This is a genomic window from Pseudoalteromonas sp. K222D, from assembly GCF_017653575.1.
Lineage (GTDB): Bacteria > Pseudomonadota > Gammaproteobacteria > Enterobacterales > Alteromonadaceae > Pseudoalteromonas > Pseudoalteromonas nigrifaciens.
The window spans coordinates 1-18,230 of sequence record NZ_JAGGDL010000021.1; the positions used below are offsets into that span (position 1 = coordinate 1).

At 39.2% G+C, this 18,230-nt stretch carries 12 protein-coding genes and 1 other RNA gene; 2 read left to right on the plus strand and 11 right to left on the minus strand.

Going from position 1 to position 18,230, the window contains the following annotated elements; all coding sequences use genetic code 11:
* Positions 1-50: 50 nt before the first annotated feature.
* From J5X91_RS11440 to J5X91_RS11465, 6 genes are all read right to left on the minus strand, one after another.
* Positions 51-2,570 (minus strand): hypothetical protein, encoded by a 2,520-nt coding sequence (locus tag J5X91_RS11440; protein WP_208834896.1) that lies wholly within the window; start codon positions 2,568-2,570, stop codon positions 51-53.
* Positions 2,571-2,832: 262 nt separating this feature from the next.
* Positions 2,833-3,834: a TniB family NTP-binding protein gene (locus J5X91_RS11445; protein ID WP_208834897.1), complete on the minus strand. Its 1,002-nt coding sequence runs from the start codon at positions 3,832-3,834 to the stop codon at positions 2,833-2,835.
* Positions 3,835-3,836: 2 nt separating this feature from the next.
* Positions 3,837-5,660 carry a Mu transposase C-terminal domain-containing protein gene (locus J5X91_RS11450; RefSeq protein WP_208834898.1) on the minus strand — a complete coding sequence of 608 codons (1,824 nt, stop codon included), beginning with the start codon at positions 5,658-5,660 and terminating at the stop codon, positions 3,837-3,839.
* Positions 5,653-6,282 (minus strand): TnsA endonuclease N-terminal domain-containing protein, encoded by a 630-nt coding sequence (locus J5X91_RS11455; RefSeq protein ID WP_087530673.1) that lies wholly within the window; start codon positions 6,280-6,282, stop codon positions 5,653-5,655. Before J5X91_RS11455 ends, J5X91_RS11450 begins: the two co-directional genes overlap by 8 nt.
* 133 nt (positions 6,283-6,415) lie before the next feature.
* An RNA gene (ffs, locus tag J5X91_RS11460) (signal recognition particle sRNA small type) lies at positions 6,416-6,512 on the minus strand.
* Positions 6,513-6,650: 138 nt separating this feature from the next.
* Entirely contained in the window at positions 6,651-7,520 is an 870-nt protein-coding gene (locus tag J5X91_RS11465) for a DUF3014 domain-containing protein (protein WP_086999367.1), read from the minus strand.
* A gap of 172 nt (positions 7,521-7,692) precedes the next feature.
* On the opposite strand from J5X91_RS11465, the gene J5X91_RS11470 reads away from it, so the two are divergent.
* Positions 7,693-8,838 (plus strand): patatin-like phospholipase family protein, encoded by a 1,146-nt coding sequence (locus J5X91_RS11470; protein ID WP_208834899.1) that lies wholly within the window; start codon positions 7,693-7,695, stop codon positions 8,836-8,838.
* 38 nt (positions 8,839-8,876) lie between these two features.
* Here the strand turns inward: J5X91_RS11470 and J5X91_RS11475 are convergent, their stop codons facing one another.
* The gene (locus J5X91_RS11475) at positions 8,877-10,850 is read right to left on the minus strand and encodes a cation:proton antiporter (protein WP_208834900.1); all 1,974 of its coding nucleotides are present in this window, start codon (positions 10,848-10,850) and stop codon (positions 8,877-8,879) included.
* A 129-nt stretch (positions 10,851-10,979) separates the two neighbouring features.
* On the opposite strand from J5X91_RS11475, the gene J5X91_RS11480 reads away from it, so the two are divergent.
* Complete coding sequence (locus tag J5X91_RS11480; protein ID WP_179807549.1) at positions 10,980-11,876, plus strand: GGDEF domain-containing protein; 897 nt, start codon at positions 10,980-10,982, stop codon at positions 11,874-11,876.
* Between the two features lie 90 nt (positions 11,877-11,966).
* Here the strand turns inward: J5X91_RS11480 and J5X91_RS11485 are convergent, their stop codons facing one another.
* From J5X91_RS11485 to dnaE, 4 genes are all read right to left on the minus strand, one after another.
* Entirely contained in the window at positions 11,967-12,317 is a 351-nt protein-coding gene (locus J5X91_RS11485) for a hypothetical protein (protein WP_086995281.1), read from the minus strand.
* Positions 12,317-13,624, minus strand: a complete 1,308-nt coding sequence (gene tilS / locus J5X91_RS11490) for a tRNA lysidine(34) synthetase TilS (protein WP_208834901.1) — start codon at positions 13,622-13,624, stop codon at positions 12,317-12,319. The genes J5X91_RS11485 and tilS overlap by 1 nt, the downstream gene beginning before the upstream one ends.
* Before the next feature lie 138 nt (positions 13,625-13,762).
* Positions 13,763-14,722: an acetyl-CoA carboxylase carboxyl transferase subunit alpha gene (gene accA / locus J5X91_RS11495; protein WP_011328672.1), complete on the minus strand. Its 960-nt coding sequence runs from the start codon at positions 14,720-14,722 to the stop codon at positions 13,763-13,765.
* Between the two features lie 16 nt (positions 14,723-14,738).
* The gene (gene dnaE, locus J5X91_RS11500) at positions 14,739-18,230 is read right to left on the minus strand and encodes a DNA polymerase III subunit alpha (protein ID WP_011328673.1); all 3,492 of its coding nucleotides are present in this window, start codon (positions 18,228-18,230) and stop codon (positions 14,739-14,741) included.

Here is an 18,230-nt window from a genome sequence, read left to right on the forward strand (position 1 = left end):
TGCAAGCCTAGCCCTTGAGTTATTATTCAAAAATCAGCTGCCTGATATATTCATTTCAGATGAGGCTGAATAGTTACAAATTTATTAAATAAAACTCTTCCAACTATCCTTTTATCTTTCATTTCCTTTAAAGTTATAGCCTTAAGAAGTAGGTTTAGTGTTATTTCATCTTCAGCCCAGTTTGCATCAACAGATTCAAATAAACTTCTATACCAACTTATCGTTTCAGGAGTCCACTCTCTGAGCTTTGCCGCAATATCTGTATTTAACTTGTTTGAAGAAAAGCCCGTCATTAAAATATTAATCAAAGCACTTTTATGTTGATCGTATTCACAACTTTGAATAGTTTCATATTGATTATTTGCAATCTTTCTCGCCACAACAGCAGGGCATTTATTATCACCAAATGCTATCTCAGCGAGCAAGGTTTCTTTTCGCATTATCTCATATGGCTCACAGTCCAAACCATCAATAAAGCTAACAAGCTCCTCAGTCTCTGATGGTCTATCCAATAACATCACAAAACCCAAGAAAACCTCACGCCATTGATTATCAAAGATATACTTTTTTAAGTTAGCTTCTCTTTCTTTGAAAGATTGAGTAAAAAGATAATTGGCAGTTAAGAACTCTTGAAGGGCTCGATGAAAATACCCAATTTCGTTTGGGCTCTTCTTAATTAACAAGCCTATCTCTGACTCACCAATGTTAATAAAAGATTCTGCATACCTATTAGCCTCCCTCTTACTAAATCCAAATTCCTTATTTTCATCTGAGAGGAATTCACCAATCAATTTTTGAGCGACTGAAAGCTCGATACTCCCATGAGGGAACTTAACATGCATCATGAAAGCTAAATATGAAAAAATACTTATTAACTCTGATTCATTAAAAGTGTTTACATCATCTAATACTTGCGCGGCAGTTTTACGCCTTTTAGGTTGTACTTTAATTAAATCGTTTATTAATTCTCTGTAAACACTAAACCTCGAATGAGGCAATGAAATGCTTTTAGATTTCAAATGAATAAGCATATAAAGCAAAAGAGGTATTGTTGCTAATTCTGATAGATCTTGGCTCGCTAAAATCTCACTAGACAACTCATGTGACTGCTTCTTTAATTCAAATTCGAAAGATGGATCTTTAATACCTAATTGATGTGTTAACCTATACTTTATACAGTTATTTAATAACTCTTCTTGTTGTTTATCTGATAATCCCTCTAAATATGCTGCTGACCAATTAAGTCCTTCTGGGCTAAGCTTCTCTACACCAGACGGTCTGCTTGAAATAATTGATGATGCATTTTTTTCAGTTAAAAAAACCGATAACTTATTGATACAAATAAGAGCAGACTGCTCACTTTTCCACTCATCAATACCATCGACAACCAAGAAGAGACGATTATCACTTATTGCTGTTTTTATAAGAGGCCACAAATCATTTCTATCCATACTAGAAAACCAGGATTCGAGACACCTTGTAAGACTCGAATCCGGGTTATTAACCAAGTAATTAGACCAATACCCAAAAGGCAACCATACTGGTATTAATAAATTTTTACTTTTTATAAAATTATGATTTTTAATTTCAACTTGTTCAAGAAGACCCAAAACTATATATTTTAGTAATGCACTTTTACCAGAACCAGGTCCCCCAACAACCAATGAATTACTCTCAGTTCCTAACCAATCTAAAGCAGGCATTACATTTTGAATACTAGTTACATTATCCGTACTCATTAAGCTATTTTCATTTAAGCTTTCCAAATCTGTATCGATATCATCTATAAAATCATAGGGTGATGAACTTAGATTACTCTTAGCTGAATATGAGTCTTCAAAATTTTCAAAAGTAAAATTTAAGTTAATGTTAGGCGGAATATAACGCTCTACAAATTTCGGGGTTGTGTTTTCTCCAGAAAGATTTCTTAAGCTGCTTTCATGGCTTTCAAATAACGTACAGTAAAACCGACCAAGCTTTGCACGATATTCACTTATTTGATGGGGTTCTAATCTACTTTTTAAATTTTCTAAAAAGTATTCTCCACAAAATAGTCTAGTCCATTCTTTGCCAAAAAAATCGTAGACGACTTTTGGCATTTCTTTTAATTCATTAGACAACTTAATTTTATCTAAGATGTGAAGTTCAATTCCAAGCTCTTTTAGTTTTGCTCTTTGAATTTCAATCTCATCACTGATTTTTTTTTCACTTAAGTCAGTGGAAGTGCAAATATAAAAATGATTAGTTTTATTAATCCATTCACCTGCTATAAAAGTACTTATAGCAGCTTTTAAGTTTGCAACAGTATACGTTTTATACCGTTTACACTGGTATACAGAATACTCAACTTCAGAGTGAACTCTTGCAAATAAATCTATCCCTTCTTGTTTTTGGCCTGCTTTACCATATAGATGGCAATGTTCAACACTTTTAACTTGCTCTACAAACCTTAAAATAAGACGTTCAAAGTTTTCCCACGTTAACGAATTAAATGGTAGTTCCTGTAATTGACTTTGTACGGGGGGCTCAATGCCATTTGGTATGGTATATAGATATTCAGGTATCGACATAAAAATTTATCTTCCTATTTTGCAGTCCATTGCTGAAGCATTAAATCTATAAACTCTTTAACACCTAATCAGCAAATATTGTCGATAATCAGCGAAGGCTGACTCGAGCAAGTGATCCCAACAATATGATTTCAGTAGAATTCGCTTAGATTCACTCCAGTTCATCATACATGATAAATTCCCACTATTAACACCAATGCGACATTTAAAATTAATCTTTTCAAGCTATTAATCAAGTATAAAACTATTATGCCAGTTAGACCTATTTCCTCAACAACTGACTAATCGGCATCCGGTCAGTAAACTTAGTCGCTATAAACGGATCTTCATCTTGGGCGCTTTCAGGTTTGTATAGTGAATAGCGCTCGACTTCGCTTGCTGTGATTTCTGAAACCGGCAAGGTAAATAGGTTTGATACATCAGGAAACAGTACTTCAAATGCTTTAATCAAGTGTTTGGTCGTGAGAGTTTTTGCATTATCCATTAATGCATAAAGTACGGCATCATCTAAAAAGTATTTGAGTGTTCTAAAGCAGCCTTTTGAAAGTGAGAACAAAGCAAATACTGTAGCTTGATCACTTAAGTTTGGCTTTTCGGTAAATGGCATTCGGTTGGCTAAGCCAATTATTAACTGCACAAAATGCTTTGGGTTTTCTGACAACTTAAAATAAGGCAGCTGCCGCCTTACTAATAAACGCGATGACCACTGAGGCTCGTCTGCTATTTTTTCTGCCCACGGCATACCTACCAATACAATTGATACACCCGCTTCGTCGTTAATATATTTTAATCGGTTGGCAATCTCGCGGCGCTTTTTACCTTGGTTGTGCTCAATTAGCTCTTGAAACTCATCAATAATTATAAGCTCTGTGCCACACGTTTTTAGGCATTTTATTAATGATGTCGTTAACCGAGTACCGTTTACTCGCAGTTTCCGCTCTGTACTACCTACTTGCCCTAAGTCTTTGAGTAGTTCAGCTAAAGTAGACTCTAATGTCGGATTGCTAGGTATGCGGCTGACTAATACAGGGTGATTCATAATACCATTAATAAATTGCGGTAAATGGCGTTCTTTATACTGTTTTATTAGTGCTGTTTTACCTGTGCCTGTATCGCCATTTAAAAGCATACAAGGCTTTTCACCTGTTAGCCCTTTACCAAGTCTTAATCTATCGAAGTCGTTAAATACAGTAGTTATTATTGGGTATTCGATAAATACATCGCGAAATTCATTAAGCTTTTCTTTTTGTTTATCGGTCAGCATAATTAAAATCCATCTAGATCTGAGATAAAGTCATCCCAACTATCAGCTGGCTGCTCTTTAGGTGTAACCTTTTTGGGTTCTACTGGCTCGCTCTGAGCTATTGATTTTTGTGAGTCACTATTTACATTTTGATGTTTAGCTAACGCTTTACCACCTTTTACTTTTGAGCTTCTTGGCGCATTTTTTAACTCTTCAAACTCATTTTGAATTTTATTATGAATAAACATGCGCGCTTTAGCTAAGCCTACATTATCGATAGAGCCAGAAATAAAATCACGATGAATGCGTATATTTATTTTATGCTGATTCAAACTTAAATTTTGGGTATAACCGTTTGGATCTATGCATGGCACTTTTATGTAATGCTCTAGCTTATCGAGGTAAACGTATATATAAGAAATATCATCGGGGTTTAATTTAATTAAAACTTCTTGAGATACTTTATGGCTAAACTGCTTTCTATAGTTCGCCAGTTCAGTACTGTCGTAGCTTAGGTTTTCTAGCCGTATCCCACCTTTACGAAGCACCCTATGGTTTGAAATACTGAGTACAACATCTAGTTGCTGAAGATCAGCATCACTTAGCATTGTTGGTGGTAACGTACTAAAGCCTTGCTCCCATAGTTGGCTAGGTATGTACTTAAAGCGGCTGTCGGCATCTTGATGGTAAACGTCTACTACCCATTTATGAAATAACTGCATAAAGGTTGTAAAACGCATGATTGCATCTTTTTTGGGATTGTATTCATGCTTTTGTAAAATGTTAGAAAAGGTTTTGCCTGGGATCGGATCTAGTAACTCAGTGTTAATAGTGCCAAACATACGTTCTACAAAAGGTTTAAGCCAAGGCTTCTTCGTTGGGTTATATTGAATGTTAACTCCAATTTCACAAACAGCAAGCTCAAGATTGTTACCCCAAAACTCTCTTCCATTATCAGTAACGAGCGTTTCAATTTTACCTGCACACTTCCACTCATTTACCGTATCAGGGTATAGCTTTGCCACTTCACTTTTAGGTTTCATGGCATTCATCATCGCTCGCCTTACTGCATCATAACAGGGTTCGCTGAAGCTAAAGTAGTAGCCAACAATACAATGGCTATATACATCTACTAACATGGTGAGTGTTGGCCGACCAAGCGGGATATGTAGCTCATCATCTAATAAAATAAGATCAAGCGGTGTATGGTCAATTTCAACTTTTTCGAGTACTCGGGTTGGCCGTGTATGCCCTTCTACTTTATTAAACGCAATATCAGCAAGGCGCTTACCATAACGAGCAACCATAACGTCGTATTGCGGTAAATTATCGATTCTATTTTTAAATGCTTTGTATGTTAGAGGCTTTAAAACACTGCCTAAAACACTGTCGTTTTCAATAACAACTAAGTCTGCATAATACTTATAAGCCGAAGCCACCGATGGTTTTTCTTTTACTAAGTAACGCTCAAGTGCCTTTTCAAAAAACTTATCGGTGGCGGTCTCGCGCTCCCTGTTCCCTTTTTTTTGGTGGCTTGGTATTAGCGCCATGATATTTTTATCTGCATTTGTATAAGCGCTATACCATCGTGCGGCGGTTCTCCAGCTGGGCTTTTTTTCTCCCTCAACTTCGGGCATTACTTTTAATAAAGGCTCAAGATTTTTTTGTGTCCAACCGCCTTGAATATTAGCCTCAAGCCATTGAATATATTTAAGCTTAGCGAATGTTGTTATTTTTATTTTTTCAGGAAGGGCTTGTAAATCTTTGGCATAATTTTGAGGTAGTTTGGCCTCTACTTTTGGTAATGGCTGATTAAATTCATCATCAAACAAACCATCTTTAAACATTGTTAGACCAAATCGCTGTTTCTATTGATATCTCATTTGTAGTTAAATCGGCAAATAACTGCCCTAATGATAATAAGCGTAACACCGTAGCAAGTAGCTCACCGGCAGTTACTTTTAAAAAGTTAACTAACTGGCCCACTTTAATAGAGCCGTATTGCTTAACAAGTTCTAGCACCGATGCTTGCAGCTCTGTTAAAGACTGAAAACCAGAGTAGCGATGCAAAAGCTTTAAGTTATTGAGTGTTGGGTATACACGGATTTGCTTATCAGTAACCAGTATTAAATCGCGTCCATCTTGCTTAGCGATGGCTTGCTTTTCAATAAAACGTGCACGAAAGTCTTCATCGGCAATTTTGCTTTGTGGTTTTACTTCGATAAATTTTTGCGTGCCGTCTGTGTGGATAAGTAAAAAGTCAGGCGTGTAACGACAAATACGGTTATCAAACTGATATTCGTAACCGAGTGGTTGTGCTTCAAATGCGGCTATTGATGGTGAAAATTCAAAATGGAAACAAGCATCAAACTCTAAAGAGGATTCAACTAAACAGGTAGATTTATTTTTTTGACTAGCAAATTTATGGAGGTTTTTAACACGGGAGTGTTTGAGTTTTCTTCTGTACATGTGAGTCAACCATCTAACCATTTGGTTAAATACTAGACTATGCCACCTTATACTTCCAATTTATGCCATCTTTTAGTACAAATATGTCAACTTATACTTCAAACAACATAAATTAAAATAGTTTGGGTGGCAGTCTTACCAGCCACATCTCGGCACACACGTCACAAACTGTGGCTGCTCCCTTCCGGGCCTGACCAGGTTCGCCTGCTAGTGTTGCGAGAGGACCAATAAGACTACCATTGAGGGCCTTGGTTGGCGCGGGAAGGATTATCTCTACTTTTGCTACGTTATTCAAGGGATAATCGAAAAAGAAAGTGCGATTGCATACTTCATATACAATCGCGGCCTTTTAAACTGTTTTATGTTTACTATTTGCTCTCTAACTGCGCTTTAATATTACGCAGTGCCGCTTTTACTTTTTTCATGTTCTCTGGGCCCATACGTAAAAGCTGTTTTTGTGCAGCGGGTAATTGCTCCCACTCTGCAAATGCATATTGGTAGGTTACTGAATCGCGCAGTAATGGTAAGTTACCTTCTGGCTCTGGTGTATCGAGTAATAAGTCGATTGCATCTTCAAGCGTTTGCGTAAACTCATTATCGCCGTAACCAATTTCTGTATAGGCATTATTAATAAGCGGTTTATATTCTTCAAATAAACGCACGGCTTGGGCGGCGCTCATACTAGTAAATATTTTTACATACGGGGTGTAACGTTCATAACTATTAGGATCGATAGTTAAAATATCACCTTCTGTGACACTAAATTTTTCTTCTGGCTTTATTACTGGTGTATGTTTTGTAGCAACTTTGCCCTTTGCTAAATTATCAACAAACACGACACCACGGCGAATAACATCATCGGTAATCATTAGCTCCATTACCGAATCACTTAAGTATTCATCCATTTTTGCCACAACGACTGCATCACTTTCATCAAGTGGTGGTAATTGCACGGCTGCTGGCTCGGCATCACGCTGCGCTGGCATTTCATAATCTTGCGGTTTATCTGGCAATACTGATGGAACATCTAAAACAGGATCATTCTCTGGCTTTAACTCCATCATAGGCTGCTCTACTGGTGCTGGCTCAACCTCAGTAAGCACTTCTGCTTCGTTGCTTGGCTTAAGCAATACAAATGCAGCGGCGCATACGAGTACCACTAAAATAATAATGGCAAAAAGTAGATTGTTATTAGGTGGACGTTTTTGAACATCTGACGCTGATGGTTTATCTGACATACGAACTCCATTAAAATTAAAATGCAATATCACTTAGAGTATTCTAAATGAGTTTAATTCATAGCTTACAGTAAATAATATTAAAAGCAGCTAAGGTATCCTTTGATTCTTCTAGCTTAAAGACTTAAAGTAAATAAATAAAGTAAAGACGTAGAACAGTTTAGTCCCTTATATGAAAATCAAGCAAGTTGATCCTAACAAACCCAAAGTTGCCCTTCTATTAACAGGAGGTGGCGCACGCGCTGCTTATCAAGTAGGCGTACTTAAAGCATTAGCTCATAGCATGCCTAGAACAGCGCCTCTGCCATTTAGAGTAATAAATGGTACATCTGCTGGGGCTATAAACTCTGCGGCGCTAGCTTGCTATGCCTCCTGCGCGCACTTAGCAGTTAGAAAGCTCGAGTCTGTATGGAAGAACTTTTCTACTTCTATGGTGTATAAAAGTGATTTTTTAAGTGTATTTGGTCATATTACTCGTAATATTTTAACCAGTTTTCAGTCAGAACATATAAATCATCCGCCTGCGAGTTTATTAAACAATCGGCCACTGCGTAAATTATTAAACGAAATATTAGATTTACATCGCATTGAACGCAATTTACATCACAATTACTTAGAAGCGCTTTCGATTACCGCCTCTAGTTATACTACTGGTGATTCGGTGGCGTTTTATCAATCTAATACACGCCTACCATGGCAACGCGCTAAACGTGAGGGCCGCGCTACGCGTATTAATGTTGAGCATTTAATGGCTTCGAGCGCCATTCCTATGGTGTTTCCTAGTGTAAATATTTATAACCATTACTTTGGTGATGGCTCTATACATCAGTTATCGCCTCTAAGCCCATCAATACATTTAGGCGCTGAAAAAATATTCATTATTGGTGTTGAGCAGCCTAAAGAGTTACATCCTGTGGGTTACTCAGCTCATTACCCTGGGCTGTCTTCGGTTGCAGGGCATTTACTCGACAGCGTGTTTACCGACACTATGCAATCTGACTTAGAACGGCTAGAGCGAATTAACCGCACCTTAGGCTTGCTGCCAGCTCGCGATAAACACCAAGAACTTAAGCGCATAGAAACTTGCGTGATCAACCCATCACAAAACTTTAATGCTATTGCCGAGCAGTACTACGACGATATGCCATGGGCAATTAAAGTGTTGCTTAGGATCATAGGGGTTAAAAAACATTCGCAATCGAGTTTAACCAGCTATTTATTATTTGAAAAACGTTATACTCAACATTTAATACAAATTGGTTATGAGGATGGCATGAAAAAGCTGCCTGAAATACGTAAGTTCTTAGAGCTAGATTAGGGCGCTGATGCATGCTCGCCCTGCATCATCTAAGTAACTTACTCAATACCATCAAATAAATAATGCTCTACTCGCTCTACGCGCCTTGGTTTACCTTGCAGTATTAAAATATCGTTGGCTAGTAATATAGTGTGATCTGATGGGTTCTCTATTTCATTATTCTGTCGGCGCAGTGCTTTTATAGACACTTTTCGTTTTGCTAAATTAAGCGCCGCAATACTTTTATTAACCGCAAAAGCTTTATCGGGTAGCGCTATTACATGCAAGTATTCAAGGCGTTCATGCGCGCCTTCGTCTACATCAAGGTACTCACCGGTAAAAAAGCGTTGCAATAATTGATAACGGTTATGCCTTTCGATGCTAACACGGCGAATAATACGGCTCATTGGTACCCCCGACATAGACAAAACATGCGAAACCAACATTAAGCTAGCTTCAAGGGTTTCTGGCACAACTTCGGTAACCCCCAGTTCTTTTAAACGCTCCAGCTGACTGTCGTCTTTGGTTCTTATTAGTATTTTTACCTCTGGGGCAACTTGCTTGATTGCATCTATTACTATTTGCGTTTGCTCAAACTCAGTAAAGGTAATAATGACTAAACGTGCTCGTTCTACTCCCGCACATTTTAAAATATCTTTTTGTTTAACATGGCCAAATAATATAGGCTCACCAGCCGCTTTACCTTCTTGAACTAAAATTGGATTACTTTCTATTGCTATATAATCAATGGCTTCTGGTTTTAAAAAACGTGCAACCGTTTGCCCCACCCGTGAAAAGCCACAAATAATGACATGATCACTATACAGTGTGCTGCTTTTAGGTTCACTTTCCCACGCTTGGCTTGCACGATCTAGCACGCCAATACGCTTTAAAATAAAAGGTGTTTTATCAATTAAAAAGGGCGTAAGCGCCATAGAAAGCACCCCTAAAGCAATTAAAAACGATACTTGCTGATTAGTTAGTAACTGATGCTGAGCGCCTAGCGCTATAAGTACAAAACCAAACTCCCCCATTTGCCATAGCATAAATGCACATGCTAGCGCGTCTTGTTTTCGCTCGCCCATTAGCTGAGCACTTATTGCCATTACCGCTATTTTTAATACTAATAACCCAACTAATGCGCCAATAATAAGTAAGCTATTATTAAGCACATACATTACATTGAGCTGCATGCCGACAGTGACAAAAAACAACCCCATTAAAATATCTCTAAATGGCCTTATATCTGCCTCAAGCTGATGCCGATAATGGCTTTCTCCTAGCATCATGCCTGCTAAAAAAGCGCCCAGTGCCATAGATAAACCAAATGAGTAGGTGAGTAAGGCAGCAAATAAAGCCACCAGCAAAGTGGTAAGCATAAATAGCTCGTCGGTACGTACTAACGCAATTTCATTAAATACTTTAGGCAAAATCCATTTACCTATAGCCCAAAGTAGTAAACAAACAAACGCCCCTTTCGTGAGTGCTACTGCTAACGCCCAGCTAATACTTTGCGATCCGGTAGCGGCTAATAAAGGTAAAATAATCAGTAAAGGCACAACCGCAATGTCTTGCAATAAAAGCACTCCAATGGCGAGCTGCCCACGGCGTTTATTTAACTCTCCGTTTTCTTTTAATAGCTTTACAACCACAGCAGTTGAGGACAGCATCATAATAACGCCAATTGTAAAACTGGTGAGCAAACTAAAGTTTAAGCAATATAAAATCACAATAAGCACTGTACTGGTTACTACAACCTGCAATGATCCTAAGCCAAATACTATATTGCGCATTGCCATTAGGCGTGAAATAGAAAACTCGAGCCCCAAACTAAATAATAAAAATACTATACCTAGTTCAGCTACTAAATCCATTTCGTGAGTTTGCGTCATCCAGCCAACACTGTGACTACCCGCTAAAACCCCTGTTGCTAAATAAGCCAATATAGGAGGTAGCCCTACGCGCTTAAAAATCCATACAAATAAGACAGCAGCGACCAATAAAGTAAAAATTTGAGTATTAATATTTTGCAAATATTACCTCGTTACTTATAAAAACAGCCATGCTTAACTATAGCAATCACCAATTTATCGGCCAGTTTTTAAATGTGGCATAAAATTCGCTTGGTATTATAAGATCATATACTCGGGGGAAATAAATCAATGGAAAATGTGCATATATTGACACAACGTATTGCTGGACGCGGAGAGTTTTTGCCGTTTTCGGCTGAGCATTATCGTAAAAATGAACCGGCAGCAACGCAAGAGCTAGCTGCAAAATTACAAACCAGTTTAATACTCGAAGATATATTAGCTATTTATGCAAAATTTGCAAAACAACTGCTAAATTTTTCAGGTATACAGTTCAAGTCTGCGCTAGGTACAGTGCAAACACCTGATTGCGATATTGATACGCTTTCTTATACTTTTGATTTAATTGTCGAAAATGATAATTTAGGGCAACTAATATACTTTAGTAAATATCCGCTGAGTGTTGCCATAGAACAAAAACTACAATATTTTCATAGTGCGCTGCTCTACCCTTTACGTAATGCGATAATGTATAACCGGGTATTAAAACTTGCCACAAAAGATGCATTAACGGGACTAAGCAATAGAAGTCAATTTAATGACACCTTACTGCAAAAGCTTGAAAACTGCCGCCGTTACCAGCGCCCATTTAGTTTAATGTTGCTTGATTTAGACAGTTTTAAACAAGTAAACGATAACTTTGGTCATAAAGTGGGTGACGATGTACTTAAAGAGTTTGCCTTAGTACTTAATGGCTCTATTCGAGGCACTGACTCTGTATTTAGATTTGGTGGCGATGAATTTGCAATACTAATTGAAGATCCTGAGTTTACTACTAATAAAGTAATAGCTGAGCGCATTATGCAACGCGTTAAAAACTCAAAGATAATGGCGCAGTACTTAGTTACTACCAGTATTGGCTTTACTTTAGCGAGTAGCCAAGACACCGAAAACGATGTTTTTTCGCGAGCTGATAAAGGTTTATATAAAGCCAAAGCAGCGGGACGAAATTGCGCCAAAGCATATTAAGTACAGCAATTAATATTGTTGTAAATAAAAAAGCCTAGCTTCCCCCGCTAGGCTTTTTTATTGCTGCCTAAGTAGTTTTAATAAGTCTACCTACTTAGGCAACCACTTTGCCGATAAAAACTTATACATAACCAACGCAATGCAAAAACCAAAAAAGAAACCACTGAGTAAATTAAGTAATGCAGCAATGCTAGCAAGTGGCGTAAATAACACTAACAACAGCGGTACACTCACTCCTAAAATAAAAAACAGCCCACCTTTACCTAACCAATAAGCCAGTAAAATACTAGCGCACACTATTCCACCCGCTATAGCGCAGCCTAATGTCACTATATCAAGCGTTAAAAAATAATTAGCAAGCACAGCAATAACCGCTGTAATTAGCATACCTTGTGGTGCTTTATTTACTAACGATAAGCCTACATGCGGCTCCTTACTCATTATTTACACTCCCAATAAATACCGTTTTCATCACTATGGTTAGCACTTATAAAATAGCCTACCACTTGTACTAGGTCATCATTATAAAAAATTAACGGCACATTAGCACGCAGCCAAGGAGCCACTTTTGCATCTTTAAACCAATGCTTGAGCGTATTACTTCCTGGTTTTTTTAAAGGTTTGATGCGCGCACTATTACAATTAAAACGCACGCTTACTTGCTCATCTGCAGTTGGCGCTCTGACTCCTACGCCACTGTGTTTTTTTAGTAAGCGACCATCGGCAAGCTTTAGCTCACTGCGAGTAATTAGTGTGTTGTTTAATATTTGCGTACTTGGTACAACAAAATATAAATGCCCTTGATGGCGGCGTATTTGTCCATCACTAAGCTCAATAAGCATTTGTGCATCGGTTTTAGCTGCAATAGCCTGATTAATTATTTGCTCCAGCTGCTTTTGCGATGGTAATACATGAGTAAATAGCTCTAGCCATGCACGTACTACATTGGCTGTTCTAATCGGAGTAAATTTGGCAATAGCACTTATATTTAACGCCTGCTGAGAATTAACGCATTGCGTTAAATCAATGTGAGTATATTCGTTGAGTAAAGCGTGTTGCTGCTGCAGTAAACTAATACTGCGAGCGGTACATTGTTCAAAACCTTTAAAGCGCGCTGCTAATATTGGCACAACTTGCTGGCGCATAAAGTTACGCTCAAAGCGCTCATCAGTATTAGAATCATCGGTAACATGGTTAAGTGCATATTGCGCCGCAAAGGCTTCTATATCACTGCGTTTTACCGCTAACAGCGGCCTGAAACATAATCGGCCGCTGGTTAAAGTGCGCTCGCGCTGCATTGCACCTAAACCTTTTAAACCCGAGCCACGTTTTAAGCGCAGTAAAAAGGTTTCTATTTGGTCGTTTAAATGTTGCCCAAGTAAAATAATGCTGCCATGTGGGCTTAGCTCATCTAATGCTTGGTAACGAGCATCGCGCGCTTGCGCCTCTAGGCTCGTGCGTGACTGCTGCTCTATATTTACTTTAGCCGTTTGAAATGGCACATTTAGCTCATTGCACAGGGTTTGACAAAAAACCTGCCAGTCGTCGGCATACTGGCTCAAACCATGGTGTATATAAATAGCAGAAACTTGCAGTGCAGGATCCTGCACTCGTAAAGCATGCATTAAATGCAGTAACACCACAGAATCAACGCCACCAGAAAGTGCCACAGTAAACACCCTATGACCTTGCTCAATATATTGACCCAATGATTGTTTTACTTGTTGATAAATAAGCGATGTGTGCATTAATTTAACCTGAGCTCCAGATAATTTAGCCAATAATTTTAAAATACTAAGTTTTAGGTACTTGATTTTAGCCATTTTAAAACAAAAAAACCGCATAAGCGGCTTTTTTAAATATTTATTGCTAATTATTAAAAGAATTTAAGAGCAATAACCAAACGACATTAAGCGTTTGTAGCGCTGATCAAGCATCTCTTCAAGCGAAAGTGCTTGTAGGTCGGCTAAGTCACGCTTTAATCGCACTTTTAAATTACGTGCCATAGCATCATAATTACGGTGCGCTCCACCTAATGGCTCATCTACTAAGTTGTTAATTAGATCTAACTCTTTAACTCGCTTAGCAGTTACACCCATAGCTTCAGCTGCAAGTGGGGCTTTATCGGCGCTTTTCCATAAAATAGACGCACACCCTTCAGGAGAAATTACTGAGTAAGTACTGTATTGCAACATGTTAACACGATCGCCAACACCAATTGCTAACGCACCACCCGATCCACCTTCACCAATAACCGTACAAATAGTTGGCACTTTTAAAGAGGCCATTACTTTAAGGTTACGGGCGATAGCTTCTGACTGGCCACGCTCTTCAGCACCCACACCAGGATAAGCTCCAGGGGTGTCGATAAAGGTCATAATTGGCATTTTAAAACGCTCAGCCATTTCCATCAAGCGCAATGCTTTACGGTATCCTTCAGGCTTTGGCATACCAAAGTTACGTTTAATTTTTTCAGCGGTACCACGGCCTTTTTGTTGGCCAATAACCATTACTGGTTCGCCATCTAAACGCGCTATACCACCTAAAATTGCCGGATCATTAGCAAAAGTACGATCACCTGCAAACTCGTCAAACTCCGTAAAAATACGCTCGATATAATCTCGAGTATAAGGACGCAACGGATGACGTGCCAGCTGTGATACTTGCCAAGCGCCAAGTTCAGAGAATATTTTCTCTTTTAATCGGTCGCTTTTCTCTTTTAGCTTGCTGACTTCCTCTTCTAATTCAAGGTCTAATTCGCCAGCGCGGCTTACATTTTGTAATTCTTCAATTTTCACTTCTAATTCTGCAATCGGAAGCTCAAAATCAAGATAATTGAGGCTCATGCTCTAAACTACCTAATTAGTTAAATTCTAGTTCTACATCTTGCGCTGCCATTAGCGATAACTTATGAATTAAGTCGTCACTTGGCGTAACACACCATTCGATCCCTAGGGTTAATTGCGCCAATGCATCTGGGCGTTGGTAATAAACCTTGATCGGACACGTTCCCATTTTATATGGTTCGAGTACTTTTTGTAATTTATCGAAGAAACCTGCCTCGACTTGCACCATGTTCAGCGTCATTTTAATCGCTTTAATACGTTTTTCACGCGCTTGAGCAATGGTGTTTATTTCTCTGGCGGTCATTGTAATACCACCAGAGAAGTTATCAAAGCTGACCTGTCCAGATATCACCAAAATATTATTAACTTGGAGCATATCTTGGTATTTTTCAAACTCATCTGAATATAAGCGTACATCAATCCGGGCGCTCTTGTCATCTAAAGTTATTAATGCCCACCTATTTCCTTTTTTATTAATAAGCACTCTGGCCGAAATTACAAGCCCTGCAGCTGTAGATACTACATCGCGATTAGTAGGCTGTAAATCGACCAATTTACCACTGGTATAATATTTTAGCTCGCGGCGATATTGATTTATTGGATGACCAGTTAAATAAAGACCAAGGGTTTCTTTTTCGCCATCGAGCCATTCGTTATCGGTGAGTCCTGTGGCTTTAATAAAGGCTTGCTCTACTTCATCGGGTTCAGTGGCTAATAAGCCAAATAAATCACTTTGTCCTAATAACTCTGCTTTATTGTGCTGATCGGCGGCGCGCATGGCACTTTTTAAGCTTGCCAATAACGTGGCGCGCCCTGATTGAGTTTTTTCAGGGCCTAGCTGATCAAGTGCCCCTGAATAAATAAGTTTTTCGGTTACACGTTTATTTAACCGTTTTAAATCAACACGGGCACAAAAATCAAATAAATCTTTAAATGGTCCGCCCTTAGCGCGTGCTTCTAAAATAGCCTCTACAGGTGCTTCACCTACTCCTTTAATAGCACCAATACCGTAAACAATTTCGCCTTGCAGGTTTACAGTAAATTTGAACTCGCCTGCATTCACATCAGGCGGGAGCAAGGTGAGTTTCATGTTTTCACATTCATCCACCAAAATAACTATTTTGTCGGTATTATCCATATCGGCCGACATTACCGCAGCCATAAACTCTGCTGGATGATGGGTTTTCATCCACAGTGTTTGATACGACACTAATGCATACGCAGCGGAGTGCGATTTATTAAAACCATAACCTGCGAACTTTTCTACCAGATCGAAGATCTTAATTGCTAGTTCGCCGTCAATGCCGTTATTTCGCGCACCATCTTCAAATGTTGAACGTTGTTTTGCCATTTCTTCGGGCTTTTTCTTACCCATAGCACGGCGCAGCATATCGGCGCCGCCTAGTGTATAGCCTGCTAATACTTGGGCTATTTGCATTACTTGTTCTTGATACAAAATAATGCCGTAGGTTGGCTCTAAAATAGGTTTTAAGCTTTCGTGCTGATACTGCGCATCGGGGTATGAGATTTCTTCGCGGCCTAATTTTCGGTCGATAAAGTTATCTACCATGCCCGATTGCAGCGGACCGGGTCGAAACAAGGCTACTAAAGCAATCATATCTTCAAAGCTGTCGGGCTTTAAGCGCCTTACTAAGTCTTTCATGCCCCGTGATTCTAGCTGAAACACCGCAGTCGTTTCGGCGCGCAGTAGTAACTCAATACTCTTTTTATCATCCAACGGAATAGTATTAATATCTACTGGTTCTTTACCGGTGCGCGCTAAGCGCTCGTTGGTCATGTCGAGCGCCCACTGCAATATAGTCAGCGTTCGTAAGCCTAAAAAGTCAAACTTAACTAAACCGGCAGTTTCTACATCGTTTTTATCAAACTGAGTAACCGGAAACTTACCTTCGTCATCGCAATAAAGAGCAGCAAAGTCGGTAATTGTGGTGGGCGATATTACTACCCCACCCGCATGTTTACCGGCGTTACGTGTACACCCTTCGAGAATACGACACATGTCGATTAAATCTTTTACTTCATTGTCGCCATCGTAGGCTTCTTGCAAGCGTGGCTCTATATCAAATGCCTTGGCAAGTGTCATCCCAGGATCGCCTGGGATCATTTTTGAAATACGATCAACAAAACCGTACGGGTGACCTAGCACTCGGCCAACATCGCGTATTACCGCTTTTGCCGCCATGGTTCCAAAGGTAATAATTTGCGATACCGCGTTACGCCCATACAAGGCCGATACATGATCAATCACCTCATCGCGCCTATCCATACAAAAATCGACGTCGAAGTCGGGCATTGAAATACGTTCTGGGTTCAAAAACCGCTCAAACAGCAAGTCAAATTCCAATGGATCAAGGTCGGTAATTTTAAGCGCGTAGGCTACCAGTGATCCTGCACCTGACCCACGCCCAGGGCCAACTGGAATATTGTTATCTTTGCTCCACTGAATAAATTCCATTACGATTAAGAAATAACCTGGGAATCCCATTTCGTTAATTACACCAAGCTCTATATCTAGACGCTCATCGTATTCAACGCGTTTTTCTTTACGCTCTTGCTCATCAGGAAATAAAAACTGCAATCGCTCTTCAAGACCGTCTTGTGACACCTTAACTAAAAAGTCTTCAATTTTAAGTGAGCCGGTCGGATAATCTGGCAAAAAGTAAGTGCCAAGCTGCACCGTTACATTACAGCGTTTGGCTATTTCTACGGTGTTTTGTAATGCCTCTGGAATGTCGCTAAATAACTCAGCCATTTGCTCTGGCGTTTTTAAGTATTGCTCTTCTGAAAATCGTTTAGGGCGGCGTTTATCATCCAGTGTATAACCATCAAAAATAGCCACGCGAATTTCGTGTGCTTCAAAGTTTTCTGGTTTTAAAAACACCACTTCGTTAGTGGCCACAACGGGTAATTGCTCTTTAGCAGCAAGCTCTACCGCCATATGTAAGTAATCTTCTTCAAGCGGTCGATTAGTTCGAACCAGCTCAAGGTAGTAGTTATCACTAAAATGCTGTTTATAAAAGCTAACAACCGATTCAATAACACTCGGGTTATTTTTTAATAACGCTTTACCTAAATCGCCGTCTTTTGCACCAGAGAGTATTATTAACCCGGCTTTAAGTTCTATTAGCCAATCACGATCAATCACCGGGCGATGAAATACATGCCCGCGCTGATATGCTTTAGATATTAATAAAGTGAGGTTTTTATAACCTTGATTGTCTTTTGCTAAAATAGTAATGCGGCTTGGCTCGTTTTCAAACTCAGGGCTGCGTAGCCAAAAGTCAGCACCCACTATAGGTTTTATACCTGTGCTGTGGGCTGTTTCGTAAAAGCGCACTAAGCCACATAAGTTCATTTGGTCGGTAATAGCAATTGCCGGCATTTGTAGCTCTTGTGCTTTGGCTACAATTGGCTTGGTTTTGGCAAGGCCATCAACCATCGAAAAATCAGAGTGAACTCTTAAGTGAACAAAATCTGGAGCTGCCAT